The 20744-nt window shown below is 36.2% G+C and carries 20 protein-coding genes; 6 read left to right on the forward strand and 14 right to left on the reverse strand.

The genetic code is table 11. The annotated features are described in order from the left end of the window. Window positions 1-17: 17 nt before the first annotated feature. From ACFO3D_RS09205 to ACFO3D_RS09245, 9 genes are all read right to left on the reverse strand, one after another. Window positions 18-3092, reverse strand: coding sequence for a type I restriction endonuclease subunit R (locus ACFO3D_RS09205; protein WP_390295055.1), 3075 nt, complete (start codon window positions 3090-3092; stop codon window positions 18-20). Continuing rightward, window positions 3067-4365: a restriction endonuclease subunit S gene (locus ACFO3D_RS09210; protein ID WP_390295058.1), complete on the reverse strand. Its 1299-nt coding sequence runs from the start codon at window positions 4363-4365 to the stop codon at window positions 3067-3069. The genes ACFO3D_RS09205 and ACFO3D_RS09210 overlap by 26 nt, the downstream gene beginning before the upstream one ends. Further along, a complete protein-coding gene (locus ACFO3D_RS09215) occupies window positions 4362-5906 on the reverse strand; it encodes a type I restriction-modification system subunit M (RefSeq protein ID WP_390295061.1) in 1545 nt (514 codons plus the stop codon). The genes ACFO3D_RS09210 and ACFO3D_RS09215 overlap by 4 nt, the downstream gene beginning before the upstream one ends. Window positions 5907-6386: 480 nt before the next feature. Continuing rightward, window positions 6387-6755 (reverse strand): hypothetical protein, encoded by a 369-nt coding sequence (locus tag ACFO3D_RS09220; RefSeq protein WP_390295063.1) that lies wholly within the window; start codon window positions 6753-6755, stop codon window positions 6387-6389. Between the two features lie 112 nt (window positions 6756-6867). Next, a complete protein-coding gene (locus tag ACFO3D_RS09225; protein ID WP_390295065.1) occupies window positions 6868-7233 on the reverse strand; it encodes a hypothetical protein in 366 nt (121 codons plus the stop codon). A gap of 242 nt (window positions 7234-7475) precedes the next feature. Beyond that, window positions 7476-8423, reverse strand: a complete 948-nt coding sequence (locus ACFO3D_RS09230) for an SAVED domain-containing protein (RefSeq protein ID WP_390295067.1) — start codon at window positions 8421-8423, stop codon at window positions 7476-7478. Beyond that, a complete protein-coding gene (locus ACFO3D_RS09235; RefSeq protein WP_390295069.1) occupies window positions 8401-8898 on the reverse strand; it encodes a Mov34/MPN/PAD-1 family protein in 498 nt (165 codons plus the stop codon). Before ACFO3D_RS09235 ends, ACFO3D_RS09230 begins: the two co-directional genes overlap by 23 nt. Window position 8899: 1 nt before the next feature. Further along, the gene (locus ACFO3D_RS09240) at window positions 8900-10594 is read right to left on the reverse strand and encodes a ThiF family adenylyltransferase (RefSeq protein WP_390295071.1); all 1695 of its coding nucleotides are present in this window, start codon (window positions 10592-10594) and stop codon (window positions 8900-8902) included. Between the two features lie 3 nt (window positions 10595-10597). Beyond that, on the reverse strand, window positions 10598-11674 hold the full coding sequence (locus ACFO3D_RS09245) for a cyclic GMP-AMP synthase DncV-like nucleotidyltransferase (protein WP_390295073.1): 1077 nt from the start codon (window positions 11672-11674) through the stop codon (window positions 10598-10600). Between the two features lie 232 nt (window positions 11675-11906). Here ACFO3D_RS09245 and ACFO3D_RS09250 point away from each other — a divergent pair, with 232 nt between their 5' ends. Both ACFO3D_RS09250 and ACFO3D_RS09255 read left to right on the forward strand, forming a co-directional pair. Further along, window positions 11907-12452 (forward strand): GNAT family N-acetyltransferase, encoded by a 546-nt coding sequence (locus ACFO3D_RS09250; protein ID WP_390295075.1) that lies wholly within the window; start codon window positions 11907-11909, stop codon window positions 12450-12452. A gap of 13 nt (window positions 12453-12465) precedes the next feature. Beyond that, window positions 12466-13218, forward strand: coding sequence for a helix-turn-helix domain-containing protein (locus ACFO3D_RS09255; protein WP_390295077.1), 753 nt, complete (start codon window positions 12466-12468; stop codon window positions 13216-13218). A 119-nt stretch (window positions 13219-13337) separates the two neighbouring features. Here the strand turns inward: ACFO3D_RS09255 and rlmH are convergent, their stop codons facing one another. After that, complete coding sequence (gene rlmH, locus ACFO3D_RS09260; RefSeq protein WP_390295079.1) at window positions 13338-13817, reverse strand: 23S rRNA (pseudouridine(1915)-N(3))-methyltransferase RlmH; 480 nt, start codon at window positions 13815-13817, stop codon at window positions 13338-13340. A gap of 90 nt (window positions 13818-13907) precedes the next feature. Then, window positions 13908-14660 (reverse strand): hypothetical protein, encoded by a 753-nt coding sequence (locus tag ACFO3D_RS09265; RefSeq protein WP_390295081.1) that lies wholly within the window; start codon window positions 14658-14660, stop codon window positions 13908-13910. 64 nt (window positions 14661-14724) lie between these two features. Here ACFO3D_RS09265 and ACFO3D_RS09270 point away from each other — a divergent pair, with 64 nt between their 5' ends. After that, a complete protein-coding gene (locus ACFO3D_RS09270; protein WP_390295083.1) occupies window positions 14725-15363 on the forward strand; it encodes a sigma-70 family RNA polymerase sigma factor in 639 nt (212 codons plus the stop codon). Beyond that, window positions 15356-16852, forward strand: coding sequence for a hypothetical protein (locus ACFO3D_RS09275; protein ID WP_390295085.1), 1497 nt, complete (start codon window positions 15356-15358; stop codon window positions 16850-16852). The genes ACFO3D_RS09270 and ACFO3D_RS09275 overlap by 8 nt, the downstream gene beginning before the upstream one ends. Window positions 16853-16875: 23 nt before the next feature. Here the strand turns inward: ACFO3D_RS09275 and ACFO3D_RS09280 are convergent, their stop codons facing one another. Both ACFO3D_RS09280 and ACFO3D_RS09285 read right to left on the reverse strand, forming a co-directional pair. Further along, window positions 16876-17523 (reverse strand): nucleotidyltransferase family protein, encoded by a 648-nt coding sequence (locus tag ACFO3D_RS09280; RefSeq protein WP_390295087.1) that lies wholly within the window; start codon window positions 17521-17523, stop codon window positions 16876-16878. A 60-nt stretch (window positions 17524-17583) separates the two neighbouring features. Continuing rightward, a complete protein-coding gene (locus ACFO3D_RS09285; protein WP_390295089.1) occupies window positions 17584-18630 on the reverse strand; it encodes an ATP synthase beta subunit C-terminal domain-containing protein in 1047 nt (348 codons plus the stop codon). 169 nt (window positions 18631-18799) lie between these two features. Here ACFO3D_RS09285 and ACFO3D_RS09290 point away from each other — a divergent pair, with 169 nt between their 5' ends. Together ACFO3D_RS09290 and ACFO3D_RS09295 are read left to right on the forward strand one after the other, a co-directional pair. Next, entirely contained in the window at window positions 18800-19354 is a 555-nt protein-coding gene (locus ACFO3D_RS09290) for a PadR family transcriptional regulator (protein ID WP_390295091.1), read from the forward strand. 2 nt (window positions 19355-19356) lie between these two features. Then, window positions 19357-19860 carry a DUF4188 domain-containing protein gene (locus ACFO3D_RS09295; RefSeq protein ID WP_390295093.1) on the forward strand — a complete coding sequence of 168 codons (504 nt, stop codon included), beginning with the start codon at window positions 19357-19359 and terminating at the stop codon, window positions 19858-19860. A gap of 62 nt (window positions 19861-19922) precedes the next feature. On the opposite strand, the gene ACFO3D_RS09300 is transcribed toward ACFO3D_RS09295, so the two are convergent. Then, window positions 19923-20525, reverse strand: a complete 603-nt coding sequence (locus tag ACFO3D_RS09300; protein ID WP_390295095.1) for a YpjP family protein — start codon at window positions 20523-20525, stop codon at window positions 19923-19925. Window positions 20526-20744 lie beyond the last annotated feature (219 nt).

Here is a 20744-nt window from a genome sequence, read left to right on the forward strand (position 1 = left end):
AAGTCCCTCCACTTTACTTATGCATCAATTGGCCAATCTTTAAACTGTTCCTTTGCCTCCTCTACAAAGGCATTGGTCAAAAACTTCAACTGCTCTGGCTTTATCTTATTTTTCATTAATGTAGCCTTTACTGCGAGATTAACTTTTGATAAGATATCTTGGCGGTGTGGGTTGGTCCAATCAACTTGAAATTCTTTTTTCATGTTTTTCACAACTTGATGGACTAAACCTGCCATAAACTGATTATCGAATGTAGCGTTTTCCATATTTGCGATTATTTCATAAAACGCTACTTCCTCTTCAGTTAGCCCTAGATCCATTCTTCGCTTTGTCTCTTCGTCTAGGTTATTTCTCATCTCAACCATAAAGCGAATAACATCTGCTGCTGATATTACTCTGTTGTGATACTCTTCGATCGTTTTCTTTAACATTTCACTCATCTGTTTACCTTTTGGGTTTTTCTTTTTAAATTTAACCTTAATTTCATCCTCCAAAAGTTGCCTCAACAATTTCATTCGTAAATCAATATGGGGTTTTTCGACTAACCCTGTTAAAAAGGCATCATCTAGTACTGATATGTTAGGCTTATCGATTCCTGCAATTTCAAACAGATCCAAGGCACCATAAGAACTTACACTTTCATTTACTATTTGTCCTAATTTCTTTTCATAATTGTTATCGTTTTGGCCGTCTCCACCAATTGGTTGTGATATTTTGCGGAGTTGTGTTTTAACAATGTCATATAATAAAACTTCTCCTGAAACTGCAGTTACAGAGGAAAGGTGAGAAACAAGTTTGTGGGATTTAGCAAGTTTGACTTGTGCTTCTAAAAATACCTTTTCTTCACCACCTAAAAAGTGATTAACCACCTCTGCAATAAAATCTTCCCGTTCAACTTTTGGTAATGCTCGCCACTCATTTAAGGACAGGTTGTTAGGATAAAGTTTTTGAGGGATAAGTTCTCTTACTTCTTGTAAAAAGCCCCAAAACAGTCCTTCTGCTTGCTCAATGTCAAATGTTAAATCTCCTTTACCACCACTGTCCGTATACTTTTTAGTTGCTTCTTTTAGTTGGGTTGCAATTCCAATAAAGTCTACAATTGTTCCACCTTGCTTACCGGGGAATACACGGTTCACACGTGCAATTGCTTGCATAAGATTGTGACCCTTCATTGGTTTATCTACATAGAGGTATGTTAAAGGCTTAGCATCAAAACCAGTAAGCCACATATCTCTGACTATAACAAGTTTAAGCGGGTCTTTTGGATCTCGTAATTTTGCTTTTACAGCCTCTTGCTCCTCTTTAGATTTAATATGGGAGTAATCACTACCACCTTGTTTATGACGCCATTCTTCCGGGTCCTTTGATACATCACCAGTCATAATAATTTCAACTGGTGGACAATTTGGTAGTTTACGCAATTCATTGTAAAGAGCAACACAGTTTTCTCGACTCATACATACAATCATGCCTTTTGCTTCAGGTGTTACTAGTTGTTTTTCAGCAAAGTGATCAATAATTGTTTTTGCTAGTTCCTCGACACGTTCCTTAGTTCCAGCCAACTTAGCAAGAGCAGCCCATGCTCTGCGATGTTTCTCAAGTTCGTCGTTACCTTCACCAGTTCCTAACTCATTAATTTGGCTATCTATTTCGTCGTTAGTTACCCCTAATCTAATCAGACGTGATTCATAATAAATTGGAACTGTTGCATTGTCCTCAACTGCCTGAAGCATATCATAGGTATGAATCGTATGACCGAATACTTCATTTGTACTTCTTCCTGCAAAATCAACCGGAGTACCTGTAAAACCGATATGGCTGGCATTGGGTAGAGCCGTTTTTATATGGCCTGCATATCCGGCATCATTATATTGTGTTCTATGCGCTTCATCTGCTATAACGATAATATTCTCTCGTTCAGAAAGAACTGGATGAACACCTTCCGCCTCTTTCAAACGAAACTTTTCAATAGTGGTAAATATTATTTGACCAGATTCATTTTTTAAAAGTTCTCTTAAATCACTAGCAGAATCAGCCTGTTTCACATGACCTACAAGTGTTTTTCCCTCAACAAAAGTGTCATGTAATTGATTGTCTAAATCGGCTCGATCTACTTGAATCACAACAGTTGGATTTTTCATTTCACTATGGCGAATTAAGATACCGGCAAAGAATAACATAGATATTGATTTACCTGACCCCTGAGTGTGCCAAATAACTCCAATTTTTCTATCCCCATTTGGTCTTGTTGCTCGAATGGATTCTTGGACAGCAAAGTTCACACCAAAAAACTGGTGATACTTGGCTCCAATTTTTGCTTTCGTTTTACCATTGTCCATAAAGACGATAAAATTACGAATATAATTTAGTAGGCGGTCTTTTTGAAATAAACCCTCTACAAGAGTTTTCATTGTATTAGCGATGTTGTTGTCTATCCTTACGCCGTCAATAGATTTCCAAGCAGCAAAAAATTCAATTGGGGCAAATGGCATTCCATGTAATGTTGTTGTTCCGTCTGAAATAACAGAAAACGCATTATAATTAAATAGTTGGGCTATGTCATAGGTGTAATTTCTGACTTGTGTGTAGGCGTCCTGAACTGTGGTGTTTTCTATATAAGGGCTTTTTAATTCAAAAAGTATAAGTGGTAATCCATTAATATAAACAAGGATATCTGGTCGTCGTGACATTCTCCCTTCAATAGCCAATTGATTCATTACCACAAAATCATTTTCTAAAGGCTTTTCCCAATTGATAGGAGAGATATGGTAGAATTGGTCTTCATCATTCTCTTGCTCAATTTTAAAATCTATTCCTTTTGTTAAAACATCATGAAATCGTTCATTTCGTTGTTCAACTGTGACTCCGTCTACATTAGTAATCTGAGATATTAATGCAGGCATATGTTCTTTGGGAAAGGTCGGATAAGTATCATAAAGATACTTTTCCAACCTTTTTTCCATGACAACATCAGATAACGATGACCGTGTCCCCCACTCATAGGCAGGAATATATTCATACCCTAAATTTTTCAGCCTCTCTATAGTTGTTTCCTCGAAATCAGACTCATACAGACGGCTCTGGTTGCTCATTTGATATAACCTCCCTTACCTTTTCTACCACTTCCGGAATATCTATTTCTCCAGAAATTAAACGTGGAATCAAATAATCCCTTGTAGCGGTTAATGAAGAAAGCGTATTAATATTTTTTCCCGATAATTTATAAAAAGTTGACACAACCTTATTAAACTTTTCTAATACATCCTCCGGTGGTAGAATTATTTCAAATTCCTTAGTGACATTTGGCTTTACTCTTTGTCTACTATTAGTAGAACCTGTTGCATACGAAATAAATTCTGATTGGAAATCAAAAGACCTCAAATACCCGTTCAACCATGAAAAATATTTTTTATCTTTTGGAATGTAATGAATAAATTCGGTGGAAGATACTTGTAAACTATTATCCTCTTCTTTATGAAACACAGTCCAAATCCGTGGAGTTGCCGGATTTAATTTACTTACCAGAATAGTATCTTTTTCTATTAGATACTTATTACTTTTTATTTCCTCAGGCAAATCTATAGAAGGCGACATTCCACTATCAAATGCAGGAATACTATAATGTCTTAAAGAAATATCATTCAGTTTACTTGGGTTAACTGATTTGGTACTTATATTGACTACATCAGAGAGTTTTTTTATAACCCACCCTTTTGGAATTATGTGATTATCTAAATTTACGAATTCCCCATCCTGAAATGGCCCAAAATCTACAAACCAATGTTTGTAGAGTGTCATTATCATCTCTCCGAGGGTTTCATTAATCTTTTGTTTAATTTCTATCTGCTTATCAAGAGAATTAATAATGGAAGAGATTCTTTTCTGAATACTCATTGGTGGTAATATCATATCCATCATATTAATATGACTTGGTCCAAAGTTCGGCTGTGCTGATCCTAATGCATACCCATCGATTTGGTTTTTAAAATGACTAGAACGTAAATAGGCATATAAATAATCATGATCCAATTCAGTACTATTTGAATGAAACCTAATAACACTGGTGTTCATCATCATAGGTAAGTGTTCTTTTTTAATTTTAGAGATTTTTCCATAACTTACGCCAGAAGTAGTAATTACAATGTCATTTTCCTCTATAGCAAAATGCTTATATTTTGAATTAAATTCGTCTAAAGAAATGTGTTTATCAGTAAAGGAAATATCAATATTTCCTTCCTTAGTAACCATTCCAATCGTAATGACTTTCATACCTTGCTTGGTCCACTGATATGTACGTAATCCGGGACCTTCCTGAAAAAATACATAATCCTTTATTTTCACAGTAGGATAATTAATCTTCTTCACAGCAACTCCTCCAAGTCTTTTAGAATCTTCTCTTGAAGGCTATTATTTTCTGTAAATTGTTCTTTAAGAGTATTCCTTAACTCTTCAATTTTTTCTTCAAATGGTAAATCTTCATCATAATTCTGAGCGGTTCCAACATATATCGCTGGAGTTAACTTATAGTCCTTCTCTCGAACCTGCTCAAGTGTCGCTACTTTTACAAAGCCTGTTTCTTCTATAACATTCCCATTATTATTACGAAAATCATGGTATGCTTTTGCAATTTTATTAATCTCCTCTTGGGAAAACGCTTTTTGTCTTCTACTTACTAATGATCCCATTTTTCTGGCATCAATGAAAAGAATCTCATTCTGTCTTTCTCTATATCCCTTTGATCCATTTCTATTTTTACTTAAGAAGAATAAGCAGCATGGAATCCCTGTTGTAAAAAATAATTTTTCTGGTAGTTGAACAATACAATCAATATAATGGTCATCAACTAACTTATGACGAACCTCTTTTTCACCAGTAGTATTAGTTGTCATGGCTCCATTAGCCATGACATAGCCTGCTGTTCCACCTTCTTTTAAGTGATAAAGGAAGTGCTGCATCCACATATAGTTAGCATTGGCATTAGTAACTGGACCAATTAAACGAGGGTCGTCCTTTGAAATTCTTTCTGCTCCCCATGTATCAACGTTAAATGGCGGATTAGCAATAACGTAATCAGCCTTTAAGTCAGGATACTGGTCATTTAATAAAGAATCACCTAGTCGAATCTCAGCATTCATTCCATGTAATAAAACATTCATTTTTCCTAATCGTAAAGTTGTTTCAACATTTTCTTGACCATAAAATGACAGCGCATTTCCTCTGTCTGAGTAGGCTTCTGACTGAATAAACATTCCTCCTGAACCACAAGCCGGGTCAAAAACTGTTCCTTCAATTGGTTCCATCATTGCAACAAGAAGTTTTACAATCGATGAAGGTGTGAAGAATTCTCCTCCTCTGTTTCCTTCGCTAGATGCAAAATTTCCAATGAAATATTCATATGTACGGCCAAGTACATCGACACTATCTTCATGACGTGCACTAAAAACATCTCTTGAGAATACTTCAATTAACCCTGCAACATTTTCTGCTGGTAAGTTGGATCCTTGAAAAATACGTGGTAAGATCCCTTCTAATTCAGGATTTTCTTGCTCTATCAACTTCATAGCATTATCTAAAATTCCTTTAATATTGCTATCATTTGCTTTTTCAACTAGATAAGACCACCTTGCTTCTTGCGGAACCATAAATACATTTTCTGATTTATATTGGTCAGGGTCGTTAAGTATACTCTCTCTGACTTCTGGGTCTTCTGAGTACCAAATATTATCTGGCTCATTAACCATTTCTTCAACTTGTGTTCTTCGCTTATCAAAACGTAAAGAAACATATCTTAAAAATATTAGTGGCAATACGTAATGTTTATAATCTGATGGAGTAATACTTCCCCTCATCCTAGTCGCTGCATCGAATAAGTCTTTCTGAAAATCTATATCTGCTTTAACAGCCATTATTAAGTCCCCCTAAACATTTCTCGGAATTTCCAACTTTCTTCCTATTTTATCATATTTTTTGTCGTATAATATAAATAGATTATACCTCTTTCGAATGGGGAATGCTTAATGGTAATTTATCAGAACTTAGGTGGATTCTAGGTGATGATTGGGATATGTTAGATACATAAAATAATCCTTTATTTAGGTACACTTCCAACATCATAGAAATTGCAATAGAGCGGCATTCTTTTTAAAGGCTTAGATGGGGTTCTAACGTGTCAATTACTTATTAGAGTAGAGAGATATACCACGAGTGTTTAAAACATATTCTAGGGTTCTTTTAAGTCCAATTTTTGCCTTGTTTTAATCTATTAACAGGCGATAGTTAAGAAAGACTTTATTTTTTTGTATTGTTAAAACTCTTCACCTTTTTGCTTTTTATAAAAATGACCTGTCTTTAGTTTTTCATTTCTTTCTATCTATTTTCTAATTTACTTATGTGTTCTTAACATTTTTTTGGTATTCAATTATGTTGTATATGTAATTAAGTTCCTCTAAATTGCAGTAATACTTATGTCCATCTTCAACTGTGATTTGTACTGGATAGTGCTCAATTTTCTTGTCAATTTTAACATCAATATGACCACAAACTCCTGAATGAACAATGTCACAAATATCCTCAACATAAAAGTTTCTAAGTACCATTATCAAATCTCTCTTACTAAGAATGAATTCTTCTAAATCACGACCATCATAAAGTTCCAATAGAACCTTATTGCTTGTTGCATGTGTTATCGTCACCCTAGTTGCACCATTATAAAAATCATTGATTTCGATTAATTCTTCTACTCTTAATTTAGGCAATATCTCACCCCCTTTTTCGTTTACTTCTACATTTAAGCGATGATTACTGCATTTTAAAACAATAATTTTATAAACATATTCGGAAATTAAGGCAAATAAAAAGACAAGGATTTCACTCCTCGTCTTTGTCCAAATAAATAGGATTCAATTTTTCAACCAGTTTTAAACACTCGAAAATCGCAGCATCACCTAGAATATACTCGCTCAAGACAGCATCTATATTTTGAGTAAGATCTTCAAAGGTTGCAAAAACACTGTCTCTAATCTCTGTATTGAAAACTTCGACTAAAGAATTCTCTTTATTAATCTTTGCTAACCTTTTGTTGAATACAAATAAAAAGTACTGATATTGAGCGAACCCCTTGTATTGCATCCAGTTAATTTTTTTAAAGCGTGTAATAATAAATTGATAATCTTCGTGACGGAATTCAACAATTTCATTTTCCATTGTTTTTCTTGAGTGATTTGTTCGCTGCAAGTATATCTCCTCCATTATCTTTCGAAAATTTATTCATGACGACTCTTCAAGATAATGGAGTGATATCCTTGATTTTTATAAGTGGAAATATACAGTAAGAATTGAACGTAATAGTGGAATGTAATTCACATTCCAAAATATTGATTTGTGAGGCTCTTCCTACTGATTTTTAGGGTTGCATATCAATGAATCAAAAAGGAGAATATAGGAATCCCTATTATTCTCCTTTTACTATATATATTCTAATCAAAAGTTATAATCTCTTCTGTTCTTAAATTGATTGCCCAATCATAAGCATTGTTATTGTAGTTATAAACTATTATTTCAGGGTGATAATGCTCCACTATTCTTCCTAAACTAAAACTTAATGAAACAGGTGTAGTAGCAAATAAATGTACTTTATTAACACCGTTTTCTTTTAATTTTGATAGTAATTCTAAAAACCTTTTTTGATATAAATCAATCTGTGCGTAATTAGTTATATTCCAGCGGTTAGGATTTTCTAAACCTAATGATATAACTTGAGAGGAACCAGATACATTTTTAATCTCCTCATCCCCTATTGAAAATGACTGTTCTATTTTTAGTGCAACCTCATTGTTATACTTAATTTCCGAATTATAATTACTAACTATTTTCAGGTCAGTGTTATACTTTCTTTTTAATTCGTAAAATCCCTTCCCAAGGCACTCAGAGTCCTCTCCTTGATATTCGCAAAGAATTGCGTCATCCGTACTCTTAAAGTGATATCCGTCTAAAAAAGCAAGTGGTACATGAGGAAATCCTAGGTATATTAATGAGTTAGAGTTTTTACTACGCTTTATTGCTGTTTTCATTTTGGATTTTTTCTTTTTAAGTATTTTCTGAAGTTCTGCATCATTAATACTGCCATCTACTTTGAATTTTTTTTGAAAGTTATGTGTTATATATAAACAACCCTGTTCTTGATACTCTCTCTTTACACTAGTAAAGTTAGCCTCTTTCTTCGTAAACGTAGCCAACATAATAAATTCTCTTTTCATAAAGCGCAGAACATGATTAATTACCCAGTTATATGAGATTTGTAGCCAGCCCCACTTTTTGTACAGAATAATACTAGAAAAAATTAATATAAGTAGCATTATTATCGAAGTGATAGGGTCATTTTGTATAAGTGTAAATAATTCTTTAATTGATTTGATTACTTTCATTATATGCTCCTTTATATACTAATACTATTTCTCCATTATCACGGTTGCCGACCCAAACCCCATAAATGTTTATACCCCCAATAATAAACACTAAATAATCAGAAAATGTTTTAGACTCCCTTAATAGTTTTTTCCAGTTTCTAAGATCCTGTCGTGAATAGTGAGGGTCTATTTCAGGATGAGTATGCCACTCCCCCAGATACATTACAGTTCTATTGCTTTCTTTCCACTTCTTTTGTAATAAAGTGTTATGACTCTCTTCCCTTCGTATAAACCTATACCTTGATTGGTAGTCCTCTTTTTGGGGAAATGTGTAGTCCCTAATGACAATATCACTACTGTCAGTTAATATTGAGCCTATTAACATTCCTCCTGATTCCTTATTAGTAGGACAAATTTGTCGCATATTTTTAATTACTCTAATAACTTGCTCTTCAATTTGGATTACAACCTTTTCCCATTTAATACTGATCATATTAATAAGCCACGTCCTTTAGATTAGAACAGGCCTTGCAACTTCTATTAATATATTCATAGTCATCCTGATTTAAAATTTCCGTTGGCTGATTATACCTATCAGAAGTTTGAAAACCGCTCTCTTCAAATATTTTTGAAGACCCCTTCCATGAAACGAGAGGATTTCCTTTAATATCATTCTCTAGAAATCTAAAAACTAACCTCGAAGCAAGCAATGCTGTTTCCATAGAATCAATACTTCCATAAGGTGTAAAAGAACCTGAACACCCATTCATATTTTTGATAAATGGCACGTCACTCTTACCAGCAAGAGATGAATACAACCTTAATTCATTATCTATTAAGCATTCATAACAGCCGTTTCCTCCGTTATTAACTACAAGTGCATGTCCACCTATTCCATATGCTTCAACCCATGTGAAAATTGCAGGAGTTGATGATTCTAAAATAAGTTTATTTAGTTTTCTCTCAATATTTGGATCACCAATCGCTACTAATATCAAATCAAAATCGTTTAGTTCTATTTCTCCATTTTCAATTGTATCTAGTACTTCGTTTTCAATTGTTTTAATGTTTACATTAGGGTACCTATTTTCAAATTCTTCTTTTAGCAATTCAACTTTGGGTTTACTCTCCACAGATTTATTCATCCCGAGAAAATGTCGATAAGAGTTTTCGATTTTCATTTTATCATCGTCTATCAAGGTAAAATATTTTATTCCAGACCGGGCTAACATAAATAATAAATCACTACCCACAGATCCACAGCCTACTAATAAAGCGTTAAGAGGCTTCTTTATCCCACCGCCTCTTTCTATTAATGTGGTGTCATCATTTCTAAAAATAAACAAAGGTGTCACTTTAAAATCATTAACAATGCTTTCATCTATAAGCGGAATTACTTTTTTTGAAAGAGAATGATTTATCTTTTCGTACCATAAACCGATTATTGCTTGGTCACCTGTCAATAATGGAATTCTTAGCATATAAAAGTATCTTTTTTTATTCATTGAATACTTTGCAATCTTCAATAGTGTTTCCTCAGAAATATGATTCCTAATTAAACTTGTTATTTCTTCATTACTCCAAAATCGGTCAAATTGAGGAACCCTTCCCTTGTAGGTATAATCTAATGGAATATAATATGCCTTTTCCAGATTACGAGAGTTGATGTTCGTATTTAATAACTTCCCTAATAAAGACCTAGACTTCACATCATCTGTTAAGAAAGCAAACGGTTTACCTCCCATTGCCAAAACAGAAATTTCCTTTGGTTCATCTTCAGGAGTATATACTGAAAAAACAGGGTTTGTGTTTTCTAAGGTTCCAAAATAATAACTAAATTCTCTATGGTATTCTATTTGCGGTGAATTTGAAATTAATACCCTTTCAACTCTGTCAAAAACAAAATCAAGTGTTCTTTCTGGAATATCGCTCCAAATGACACCCTCTTTATCCAAAAAACACACTAGTCCACTGCTCATAACGTGTGGGATGTCAGGAATATGGTGGTACTTTTCATTAATATGAACAATTGGTAATTGTGTTGGAAACAATGGACTAAATGTTATTGTTAAAGGTATTTGATAACCATTTCTCAATTCAAAAAAGAGTTCATAATGATATGGTTCAACAGATATAACATTTTCCAAATATTCTTTTTTTTGCAGTAACTTTTGAAAATCAATATTCATTAATTAATACCCTTTAGCAGAATTGGATGAAGGCGCACTAGATAAAGCAACTTGTTTATATCTTGCCTCTTTTGATTCAGGTATCGGAAACTTGTCACCAAAATACTTTGGACTAAGAACTTTACATGCTTCGTGTGGATCACTCTTACCTTCTGCTTCACTCAATGCATTTTCTAATTCATTTAGTTTCTGATAAAAAGAATCCATTTGGTTATTTGACATCTTAGAGAAGACATTACTATATGGTTGTACAGGTAAATTGTATTCAATAGTATAAAAACTTTTCTCCAAATCGTAATCCCACTTTAATATAAATTTATTCTTTAATTTGCTTACAAAATCTTTTAGAGCACCCAAATCATCATCTTTAAATTTTCCTGATAAGGAGTTATATGATTGTTTATGAGAAAATAAATCGACTGCTGCAATAGTTATTCCTATACTTGGAGGACGCGAATTCCCTGTAGAGTTGAAGCAAACATCCTTCCACTTCTTCATGTATCTTACAACTCTCTTAAATTGTTTTTTTGCGTCATCTGTAAATGAATTTTTGATATGATCGTTTAGACCTTCTGGATCAGCAAGATCCCAATATTTATTGTCTTTGTTAGCAAACTCTTTGCCCCAAGCAAGATACAAATTGTTATTATACTTTGATTTTAAATACACTGGTAAATCGACATGATATGCTGGTTCATCATCTAATGAATAGGTTATGGTAACACAGGGGTTTTTTATCTTAGGTGGAGTATTAGTGTGGTTTTCAAGTATATCTCTAATCATCTTTTTAAGTTCGACACTGTCTGTATAATCTTCTTTATAAAGGTCAAAGATTACACCCTCGTCTATATCATAATCTTTATCTTCCGGTACAATCCCTAGATCTACAGCATAACTACCTTGGTCAATGAACTCTAGACTAGGAGCATCTTTTTCCATTTCTTCAAACTTGGTCTTAACACCATTCTTTATTTTATCTGTTATAATATCTCTTTTTTCCCGTAACCCTTTATTTTCCTTAAGACGTTTTAGTTTAATTGCATCATGGAACTCTTCGAATTGTTTTTGAATTTCTGCCATTTTTTAACCCCCAACTAGTTTATTATTTATTATTATACGACAAAATCTGGTAATCAAATAACTTTCTAAAATGCATGTTTAATAGAAATATTTTACTTGTTATAGGCTGATTAAGTATTTATAAACTCCTTCGAAAAAATGTAAAATTCTGTAGTTATATTGTACCATAAATTGTATAATAGAGTACAAACAATACGAACGTATTTTCGTAATAAGAATTGGAAGGTTGCATATGGATATATTTAATCAAATGTTTATCAGAAGTAAAGTTTCTCCATTACAACGTAATTACGATATTGGATACGAGGTAAAATATCATACTAATTTGATAACTAATAAAGGCTTTGAAATAATATCAAGCACTCAAAACGGGGAATTCAAACTAATTTTGTATAGACACTTTTACGACGATACTCCAAAAGATAAAGAAAAAACAATCATTCTTGGCATACGAGTCATTACTATGAAAGGAATTCTTTATCCTGATCCCGTTTTAAAAGCCTTTTTCAATGATGACCTTACTGAAATATCTTTAGCAGATATTGATATCGAAGAGTACCTTTCTAATTACGGTTTTGGAAGCATCCTATTAAGCACTCTTATTGACATTGCAAAGAACAGAAAAATAAACAGTATTTCTGGCTGGATATCCAATGTTGATATAGATCATATAGAAAGATTGATTCACTTTTATAAGAAGCACAATTTTGAGGTAATCTTAGATGACAATAATAAAGACAGTCTTAAAATTGGTAATTTAATATGGCAATGTAAGTAATGGAGGGGAGTTAATGGACAGCCTATTAAGTAGTAATTCATTTGAGTATCTGTTGGAGACGATCATTAAAAATGAGATATCTGCTTCATTAAATAATCTGTATCAGGCTAAAGACTATTCCACCAAAAAATATTTAACTATCAAAGAAGTATCCTTATTCACCGGCATTGGCTCTTCCATAATACGTCAGTTGACATTTTCGAGAGCAATGCCTCACCGAAAAGTTAAATCTCGCATTATTCTAGATAAAAACGAAATAAAAGAAACAATTGATAGTTATAAAAAGTTTGGTTGGACTGATCCAGATAATAATTGGGATGTGATTTCCGTTCAGTCTGAAATTGATAACTTCCACAAAACGAAGGGGAAGCCTACAATGATTGATGAAATAATTAGAAAAATAATAAGAGAAGAATTAACTATTTTTTCAAATGAAATAAAAAACTTCACAAAAAAAGACAAAGAAAGTTATTATGGCAGGACTGTTCTAACTATAAAAGAAGCAGCAAATCATTTTCGAACAAGCCCTTCTACTATTTATAGTTTAATTAAAGATGACGGAATGCCTCACTTTAAAATCCATTCTCGCCATTTTATTGTACTTGAAGAGGCAGAAGCATATTTATGGAGAGAAACTGCAAAATCGTATGCTGAAGAGGGAAATATATATTGGCAGCGAATTTTACAAAGGCTAGATTGGGAGGAAAAAGAAAGAAACGCCGCATATGAGAAGGCTCTTAAAAGACTTGAAGAAAGTACATATTAAGTTTTTAGAATTGTAAAGAGCACATTCCATACAAGGAGTGTGCTCTTTTACCATAACAAATTACTAGATTTTTATTATCCATTCTTTATTTATAACAATTTCTACTCGCTGTTTTACCACTATTTGTGATACGGTTCCCCCCGATTAATCCGAAATCCCCGATAAACCTGCTCCAGTAAAATCAGCCGCATTACCTGATGCGGAAACGTCATCTTAGAAAAAGACAATGCCAAGTCGCTGCGATTTTGCACAACCTCACTAATCCCCAGTGATCCACCAATAACAAATGCAACTTTACTTTTCCCATACGTTGCAAGCTCGTTCATTTTGGCTGCAAGCTGTTCGGAGCTAAGCATTTTGCCATTGATCTCGAGGGTCACCACGTATGTATCCTGTTTGATGTTGGAGAGAATCCGCTCGCCTTCCTTTTGCTTTACCTCGTCCATTTCAGCATCGCTCATATTCTCGGGTGCTTTTTCATCTGCGACTTCAACAATCTGTACTTTTGCATAGGTACTGAGCCGCTTCAGGTATTCCTGGATTCCCTGCTTGAGGTATTTTTCCTTCAATTTTCCGACCGCTATGATGGTAATGTTCACTTCAATTCATCCTTTTTACCGATTACTTTATGTTGTTCTTTACATTGTACCAAAAATACGGCGGCACTTCTCACAGTGCCGCCGCTCCCTTCAATCTTTCTTATTCTCCACCTTCTCTCGCTCTTTCATATACATGCTCACCGGCTGTTCGGAACCTGTGATGAGTTTATAGACATACGAGGATGTCATGTCATAGCTGCTTTCTATCTTTTCCGCAATGTGATTGGTCCGCTCAAACAGGATAGACCGGAAGTGGTCGATCTGTCGAAGTGTTTTTTCCATTAATGCTTCCTGGTTTTCCAAGCGATTCATTACGTTATCCTGATTGTCACCCTGTCTGGAAATCTGCTCTGACATCTCCTTGCTTGCCTCGGTCAGTTCATTGATTTTCATGGCAAGGTCCTGACTGGTGGTTTCATAGTTTGCCAGTTGATCGGTTATCTTCGCATTGGATTGCTCTAAATTCTTTACCTGTTCGATAATCCCCTGTTTCATGGTGTCCCCGTGCTCCAGAATTCCCTGCAGCTTTCGATTGTTCCGGTCCAATGTGGCCAGCCATTCCATCGCTTGTCGTTCGAATTCAGCATGCTCGATATTACTTACCTTCAGTTCATTAAGCTGATCCCTGACATCTTTCCAATTTTTTGATTGCGTCAAGTTATGTTGTACATTCAACGATTTCATTTCCCGAAAAGAATTTGCCAGTTCCCTATTTATTTTCTTTTGTTCCTCTATCATTTCACCGAAGTAATCATATTTAAAGTACTCCTGGTTAGGTTCTGCAATATCCCCGGAGTTTCCGTAAACGTCTGGATGATCATTGTCATTGATAAAAAGACCCATCACTTTCACACCCTGTTATTGTATTATTGGTTTATCATATGCTTTTTATGGAGATATGGGACATTTGCCGTTAGTTGAAAAAATACATACGATTATGGGACTTTTTTTGCCGGCATCCGTCTTTACTTATACAAGGGAGGGAGAGGGTGGATTCATGACAACTGAGCAGGAATCGCCTCCAGCCATCCACCAAAGCAACATAGACGAGACAATCATTTGGGTCATGGAGGAATACGGGGAGAGTTTGAAGCGATTTATTTTTACATATGTGAAGAGCAGAAGCCAGACGGATGATATTTTTCAGGAAGTGCTTTTGGTTATTTACCATAAAATCGATACATTTCAGGGTAAGTCGTCGTTCAAGACATGGTTATACAGGATTACCGCGAACAAGTGCAAGGATTACTTACGGTCGCCGGTTCACCGGGTGATATCTTTGAAGGATCAGTTTAAGGAAAGGGAATCGGACCAGACACCGGAGTCGTCGTTAATCGAAGTGGAGCGAAAGCATGAACTGATTGATGCGATTATGGCGCTTCCGATCAAGTACCGGGAAGTGCTGATCCTGCAATACTATAAGGAGTTCAGCATCAAGGAAATGAGCGAATTACTGAAGGTGAATTCTTCCACCGTCAAAACGCGGATCATGCGAGCGAAGGATAAACTTAAGCAGTCGCTGAAGGAGGATTATCTCGATGAGTAAATTATCCAAAGAAGATTTCGATGATTACCTTGGTAAGGAATCCTTCTATTCAGAACGGGATAAAGAGCGTTTTTTAAAAAAATATAAGGATCCAGAGAAGAGGCGGAAGAACTGGTTTCCACAGCTTGCATCGATGGTTGTTATATTAGGGGGATTCTTCGCTGGTTTGCAGTTTATTGATATGGGGCCGCCATCCACGTCGAATATGCCTGACCACCAGAGAACGCATGAATTTGGGAAAAAAGTGGATTCCATGGAAGATGTGGAGGATTTTTACAATAGAATAACGCCAGGACTGGAGAAGGCAGAGGATTTAGGTCTGGTTACTGACGTCGATAAAACAATCAAAATGGAGAACGGTTCCACACTTCATATTGATAGAATCTGGTACAACTCGGATGAAATCTTGATTTTTTACAGTATAGGCATAGCCGAGTACGATGGGAGGATTCCACCGAGGATCAGCGGATTGGTTATTAATGATGATAAAAAGGGGAGATTTTCAGGGCAGTCCCTAAGCAGAGGAGGTTTTGGAAGGTATGAAGGTGTCATTTACAATAACCGATATTATCATCAAGTGGCCATGCATCCGATCATGGGGCATTCAAATAAGCCGTTAAGTGAATTTGATGGTGTTGTCAGTGCGTTTATAGGTGTGGAGAAACAACATAATAATACAGAGACCGTTGAAGTGAAGCTACCATTACGTTATGACAAGGATAAGGAGCCGGAAGTTACCCTACTGGTTAATAAGTCGATTAAAAACCATGATATCACCGTTACGCTTGACCATATGAATATAAAATTAACTGGCACCCATGTTTCCGGAACCGTCGATATTCCTTCTGAAGATTATATCAATCGCATAGACGGAAAGCTTGTTGCTACATTTAAAGACGGAAAGGAGTTGCCAATCACGTTCAGCCAGCCAATGCGTACGGAAAATGATTTTAGCATAGAACTTCGTGCGTTTCATGCAGTTCCAGAGAAAGTTACATTCACCATTTATTCGTTGAATTTTATCTCGGATGAATCGGTCAAATTTTCAATGGATGTTTCGGACTATGAGGAAAAGCTGTCTGCCTCTTCGGGTTCTTATACGAAACCGATTAATAAAAAGGTAGGGGAAAGTAAGAACACGGAAATACTTCTTGAGAGCAAACAGTATACCAATGAAGGTGTGCGCTTTAATATCGTATATAAACCGGAAAAGCCGGGCCAGGATGTGCAACTAGTTGCCGACCATCTGACTATAGGAGATACGACAGTTGCGAACCTTCCGAATGTTATCAATGCAACAAATGAGGAGGGGAACCCACCATCTTTTAATAGAAGTTCGATACAGGATATGCAGTTTAGTTTGGAACTGAAACGTGATTTCATTAAAACATCTGAACAGATCGATATTACACTCGAAAACTTACTTTATAGAGTGAAGTTTAATGAACCAATCAGTATGCCAATTCCGGAATCAGCAAGCTTTAAGTAAAACGCAAGTAGCGGAGAAGCTGCTTATTGCTCAGCTTCTCCGCTATTTTTTTCGGTATATTGGTTGAAGTAATTCATGTTGAAAGTGGAGAGTGCTTTCTTAAGCATGTCACTGTCATATCCATTCTGTAAAAGAACCCTGCATATCTCATCTGCCCGCTCAAACCGCTCTCTGCGAAGATTGGACTCGAGCTGAATCTCAAGTGGGACAACGGGGATTTCATACTCGCCTATCCGCACTTTTTTTGCCAGATCCCATATGTATTTGCCACCTTCCCAGATCCCATCGCCATCAAAGGAATCAGGTATACCGGCTGATTCTGAAATACTGACTACCTCAACTTCCGCTCCCTTGATAACCCAGCGACCTTTTGTCCAGCTGAATCCCCAGGAAAAAGTCTGAGTGAATGTCTTTTCTTCTTTGGAAGATAGCCAGTTGATGTCGTTGTGGTCGTATGGTGATTTACGCTCAAGCGAAAATCCATCGAGCAATTCAGCAAACTGATGCACACCTTCTACATTTTTGGTATACAGGTCAATATCGTTTGGAGAAAAGGTACAGCCCTGCAGAACAGACCCTATAGAACCAACCAGTATCCAATCAATATTCTGATTTGATTGGTTATACGTCTCCAGAATTTGTTTAAGCGCAGCTTCCCAATTTTTTACCATCATCTTACTCCTTTTGTACTAGGGGCACCCTTCTCTAAAGATCGGCACCCCTGGTATTTTTTAACTCAGTTTTCCGATAAAGGTTAAGTCTTTAATGTCTATGGAATCAGTATTGCCATCCATGATTTTACGAACATCTTCCAGGGTGTCCTGAAGACTGACTGAGTGTCCCTTTTGGCCGGTAAATGCTTCAGCTACATGAAATGGCTGTGTCAAATAGGTTTCCAGACGTTCCCCGCGTTTATAAGTTTGGACTTCAGCGGCTGGCAGTCTATCCTCGCCGCTTACACTTACGATGGAGCGTAATTCACGGTAACGACGAAGTAACTTTTGTGCTTTTTGCTGGATGGTAAGGTGGTTCTGATCAAGGTGTGCGCCTTCCAGTACGGATGATGTGGAATAAAGTGGATTCACTGCTGGATATTTATATCTGGCTGCTAGATCTGCATCAAAGTGCCATAGGGTTTCAAGTGGTCCATAAGGTAAGTCCTCGTCGACAGCCTCACCTTTTAAATCGACAAGAAAGGTTGTTACCGAATCAACCCCGATATCCTGCAAGCGTTCTTGAAGGCTGAGAATCTCACCTGTAACGACATGCGAGCGATCTGCCGCAAATGCTATGTCCTTATCTTTTCCGGTCTTTGCCAATAAATCGTATGCTTCATCAATTGTGTGAACCACTGTGTCCATGTCTTCAAGCAAATCCTGAAGTTCCGGGTATTCCCCTTCCGGCTGAAGCAAAACTGTTGTATATCCATTCTGTTTCAACTGATTAAGTGTTTCGGCAAGGACTACCAGCTGACCCATTCCAGGACGCGCCACCAGCCCTATCGTTCCGCCTTTTGCAAGTGGGGCAAACAAATCCAACGTTTTTATACCGGTTTCAACCATCTCAATCTTCTCCCCTCTAATAATTAGATCATCGAGACTGCACTCCGCTAACGATGCGAGCGATACCAACGTTTTGACTTCTGCCCGACCGACAGGGATTTTGCCAGTACACAAATTTGAAACTGTTGCCGGTCGTAAACCAACAGATCGGGCTGCGCTGGTCAGATTAGGCACCCTTCTGCGGAGTAAAGCAACATTCAATCGAATATTTTCCAATATTTTCACCTCCTGTTACTTTATAGAGTAATATATTTTTCGTTTAAATGCAATATATTTTTACGCTAAAGAGTAATTATTATTTCATATATGTATGGACTTCTTATTTTAAGCTTGATAGGGTATACTATATCAAAAAGATACATATCATAAAGATAGGATGAAGAAATTGAAAAAATACAATCACACAACATACGCCATTCTTGGAATCCTAACGACAGGGTGCAGGTCCGGTTATGCCATTAAACAACTGATTGATAATAGCCTTAAGCATTTCTGGAAAATAAGTTATGGACAGATTTATCCCACCCTTAAGCTGATTGTAGAAGAAGAGTTGGCAACTGTCCGCAGTTCAGCCCAAGAAGGAAAACCGGTGCGAAAGGAGTATTATCTTACCCCTAAAGGAGAGGAAGCCTTAAGAGATTGGCTCGAGAAGCCTATCGAACAAGCACCAGTCGAACGAAATGAGATGCTGCTGAAGTTGTTTTTTGGCCGCCATCAGTCTAAGGAGAGCACGCTACTCCATTTGAACGATTACAAAAAGAAGTTAGAGAATCGCTATCAGACTTACAGTAGTATTGAACAAATGATTTCCACACATGAGCAGAATCAGCAGGATGCAACGTATTGGTTATTTACATTGGATTATGGAAAGCGAATAACCAAGGCTGCCATAGATTGGTGTGAATCTACCATCAAGCAAATTTCGAATTGGGAGGATTGACTATGGCTAAGAAAATTTATCCTGGACGCTATACGACAGCGAATGATGAGAATGTTGTAGTTTTTCTTATTGGAATGCGTATTAACAACAGAATGGCCATTCATAAATGGCTGCCTGTCTTTACCGCAATGCCGGGAATGATAAAAGAGCTTTATACCAACAAAGATGAATTAGGATTCTTATCGATGGAAAACTATTTCGGTCTTAAGACCACTCTCATGATTCAATACTGGCGCTCGACAGAAGATCTGCTGGCTTATGCGAAAGGTAAAAAACATCTAGCTGCTTGGAAGGCATTTAATAACAAAATCGGTAACAATAGTGCAGTTGGAATTTATCACGAAACATATCACGTCAATCAAGGGAATTACGAATCCATATATGGAAATATGCCCCTTCACGGTCTTGGTAAAGTGAGAGAACATGTTCCTATTACACCCGAGATCATTTCAGCCAGAAAACGGCTGAAAAACTCCACAGATAAAGACCCACAAATCCATGCATAAAGTCGACTAAAAAACCCGGATACAGCACCTTGTTTATGTGCTTATCCGGGTTGGGGTTATAGTTATGACATCCACCTTGGCGGAATATTTTTATCCCAGTAAATCTCTCCAATTTCGTGATGGTTTTCGAAGCCATCTCTGCTTACATGGTAATGGAAGTTAAACCAGTACCCTTCAAGCGGGCGATTATCACGTCGCACGTGAAACCGTGCAATATCTTTTCGTGTACGGTAATCGTATACGTTAAATATTTTTTCACCGACACCATTAGCCGGGTGCTCGGTGATTCCGTAGTACGGCAGCTGCTCTTCGTCTGCTTCTGTTAATATCATTTCCAGTGCCTCTTCAATTCTTGGGAGTATTTCAGTAGTGAAATCTTCTTCAACCTGCATTGCAATACGCGGTCCAAGCTTCGTTATAGATTGTTCTTTTGCCTTTTCCCTTAATCTATTAATCAGCCGGTCACTCGTTGCCTCTTCCTCAGGTTCACTGATGATTGGGGCCTCGGCTTTATCCTCGTCATTATTTTCTTTAGGATGATTTTCTTCAGAAAGCGCCTTATTGCCTTCCTCGGCTTCAACATCAATGAAGGAAGGTGGCACATACATCCCAAGGGTCATTATAGTAATTAGTATAACGGATATTTTACGGCTCCATAGTTTCATAGAAATGTCCCCTTTTAAGTACCTAACTAGATTTTATCACGTTAAAACACATTGTCCATAAGATTTTTAAAATTTAACAAAATAGTAATAATAATTTTACTCTTTTTACACAATTATCTGTCCACCATATTTAAAACTTACGATAAAGTCCTTCTGCAGGTTTCACAAACATTACTACCCACGATGAAAATAGGAGTATATATCTGATTGTAAACATGG

Source organism: Virgibacillus kekensis (assembly GCF_042654125.1).
GTDB classification, from domain to species: Bacteria; Bacillota; Bacilli; order Bacillales; family Amphibacillaceae; genus Lentibacillus; species Lentibacillus kekensis.

Coding starts and splice junctions, on each gene's coding strand:
- ACFO3D_RS09240 (WP_390295071.1), bottom strand. CDS start 10,594: ATGAATATTGATTTTCAAAAGTTACTGCAAAAAAAAGAATATTTGGAA.
- ACFO3D_RS09245 (WP_390295073.1), bottom strand. CDS start 11,674: ATGGCAGAAATTCAAAAACAATTCGAAGAGTTCCATGATGCAATTAAA.
- ACFO3D_RS09300 (WP_390295095.1), bottom strand. CDS start 20,525: ATGAAACTATGGAGCCGTAAAATATCCGTTATACTAATTACTATAATG.
- ACFO3D_RS09230 (WP_390295067.1), bottom strand. CDS start 8,423: ATGAAAGTAATCAAATCAATTAAAGAATTATTTACACTTATACAAAAT.
- ACFO3D_RS09250 (WP_390295075.1), top strand. CDS start 11,907: ATGGATATATTTAATCAAATGTTTATCAGAAGTAAAGTTTCTCCATTA.
- ACFO3D_RS09265 (WP_390295081.1), bottom strand. CDS start 14,660: ATGGGTCTTTTTATCAATGACAATGATCATCCAGACGTTTACGGAAAC.
- ACFO3D_RS09215 (WP_390295061.1), bottom strand. CDS start 5,906: ATGGCTGTTAAAGCAGATATAGATTTTCAGAAAGACTTATTCGATGCA.
- ACFO3D_RS09235 (WP_390295069.1), bottom strand. CDS start 8,898: ATGATCAGTATTAAATGGGAAAAGGTTGTAATCCAAATTGAAGAGCAA.
- ACFO3D_RS09295 (WP_390295093.1), top strand. CDS start 19,357: ATGGCTAAGAAAATTTATCCTGGACGCTATACGACAGCGAATGATGAG.
- ACFO3D_RS09255 (WP_390295077.1), top strand. CDS start 12,466: ATGGACAGCCTATTAAGTAGTAATTCATTTGAGTATCTGTTGGAGACG.
- ACFO3D_RS09280 (WP_390295087.1), bottom strand. CDS start 17,523: ATGGTAAAAAATTGGGAAGCTGCGCTTAAACAAATTCTGGAGACGTAT.
- ACFO3D_RS09275 (WP_390295085.1), top strand. CDS start 15,356: ATGAGTAAATTATCCAAAGAAGATTTCGATGATTACCTTGGTAAGGAA.
- ACFO3D_RS09205 (WP_390295055.1), bottom strand. CDS start 3,092: ATGAGCAACCAGAGCCGTCTGTATGAGTCTGATTTCGAGGAAACAACT.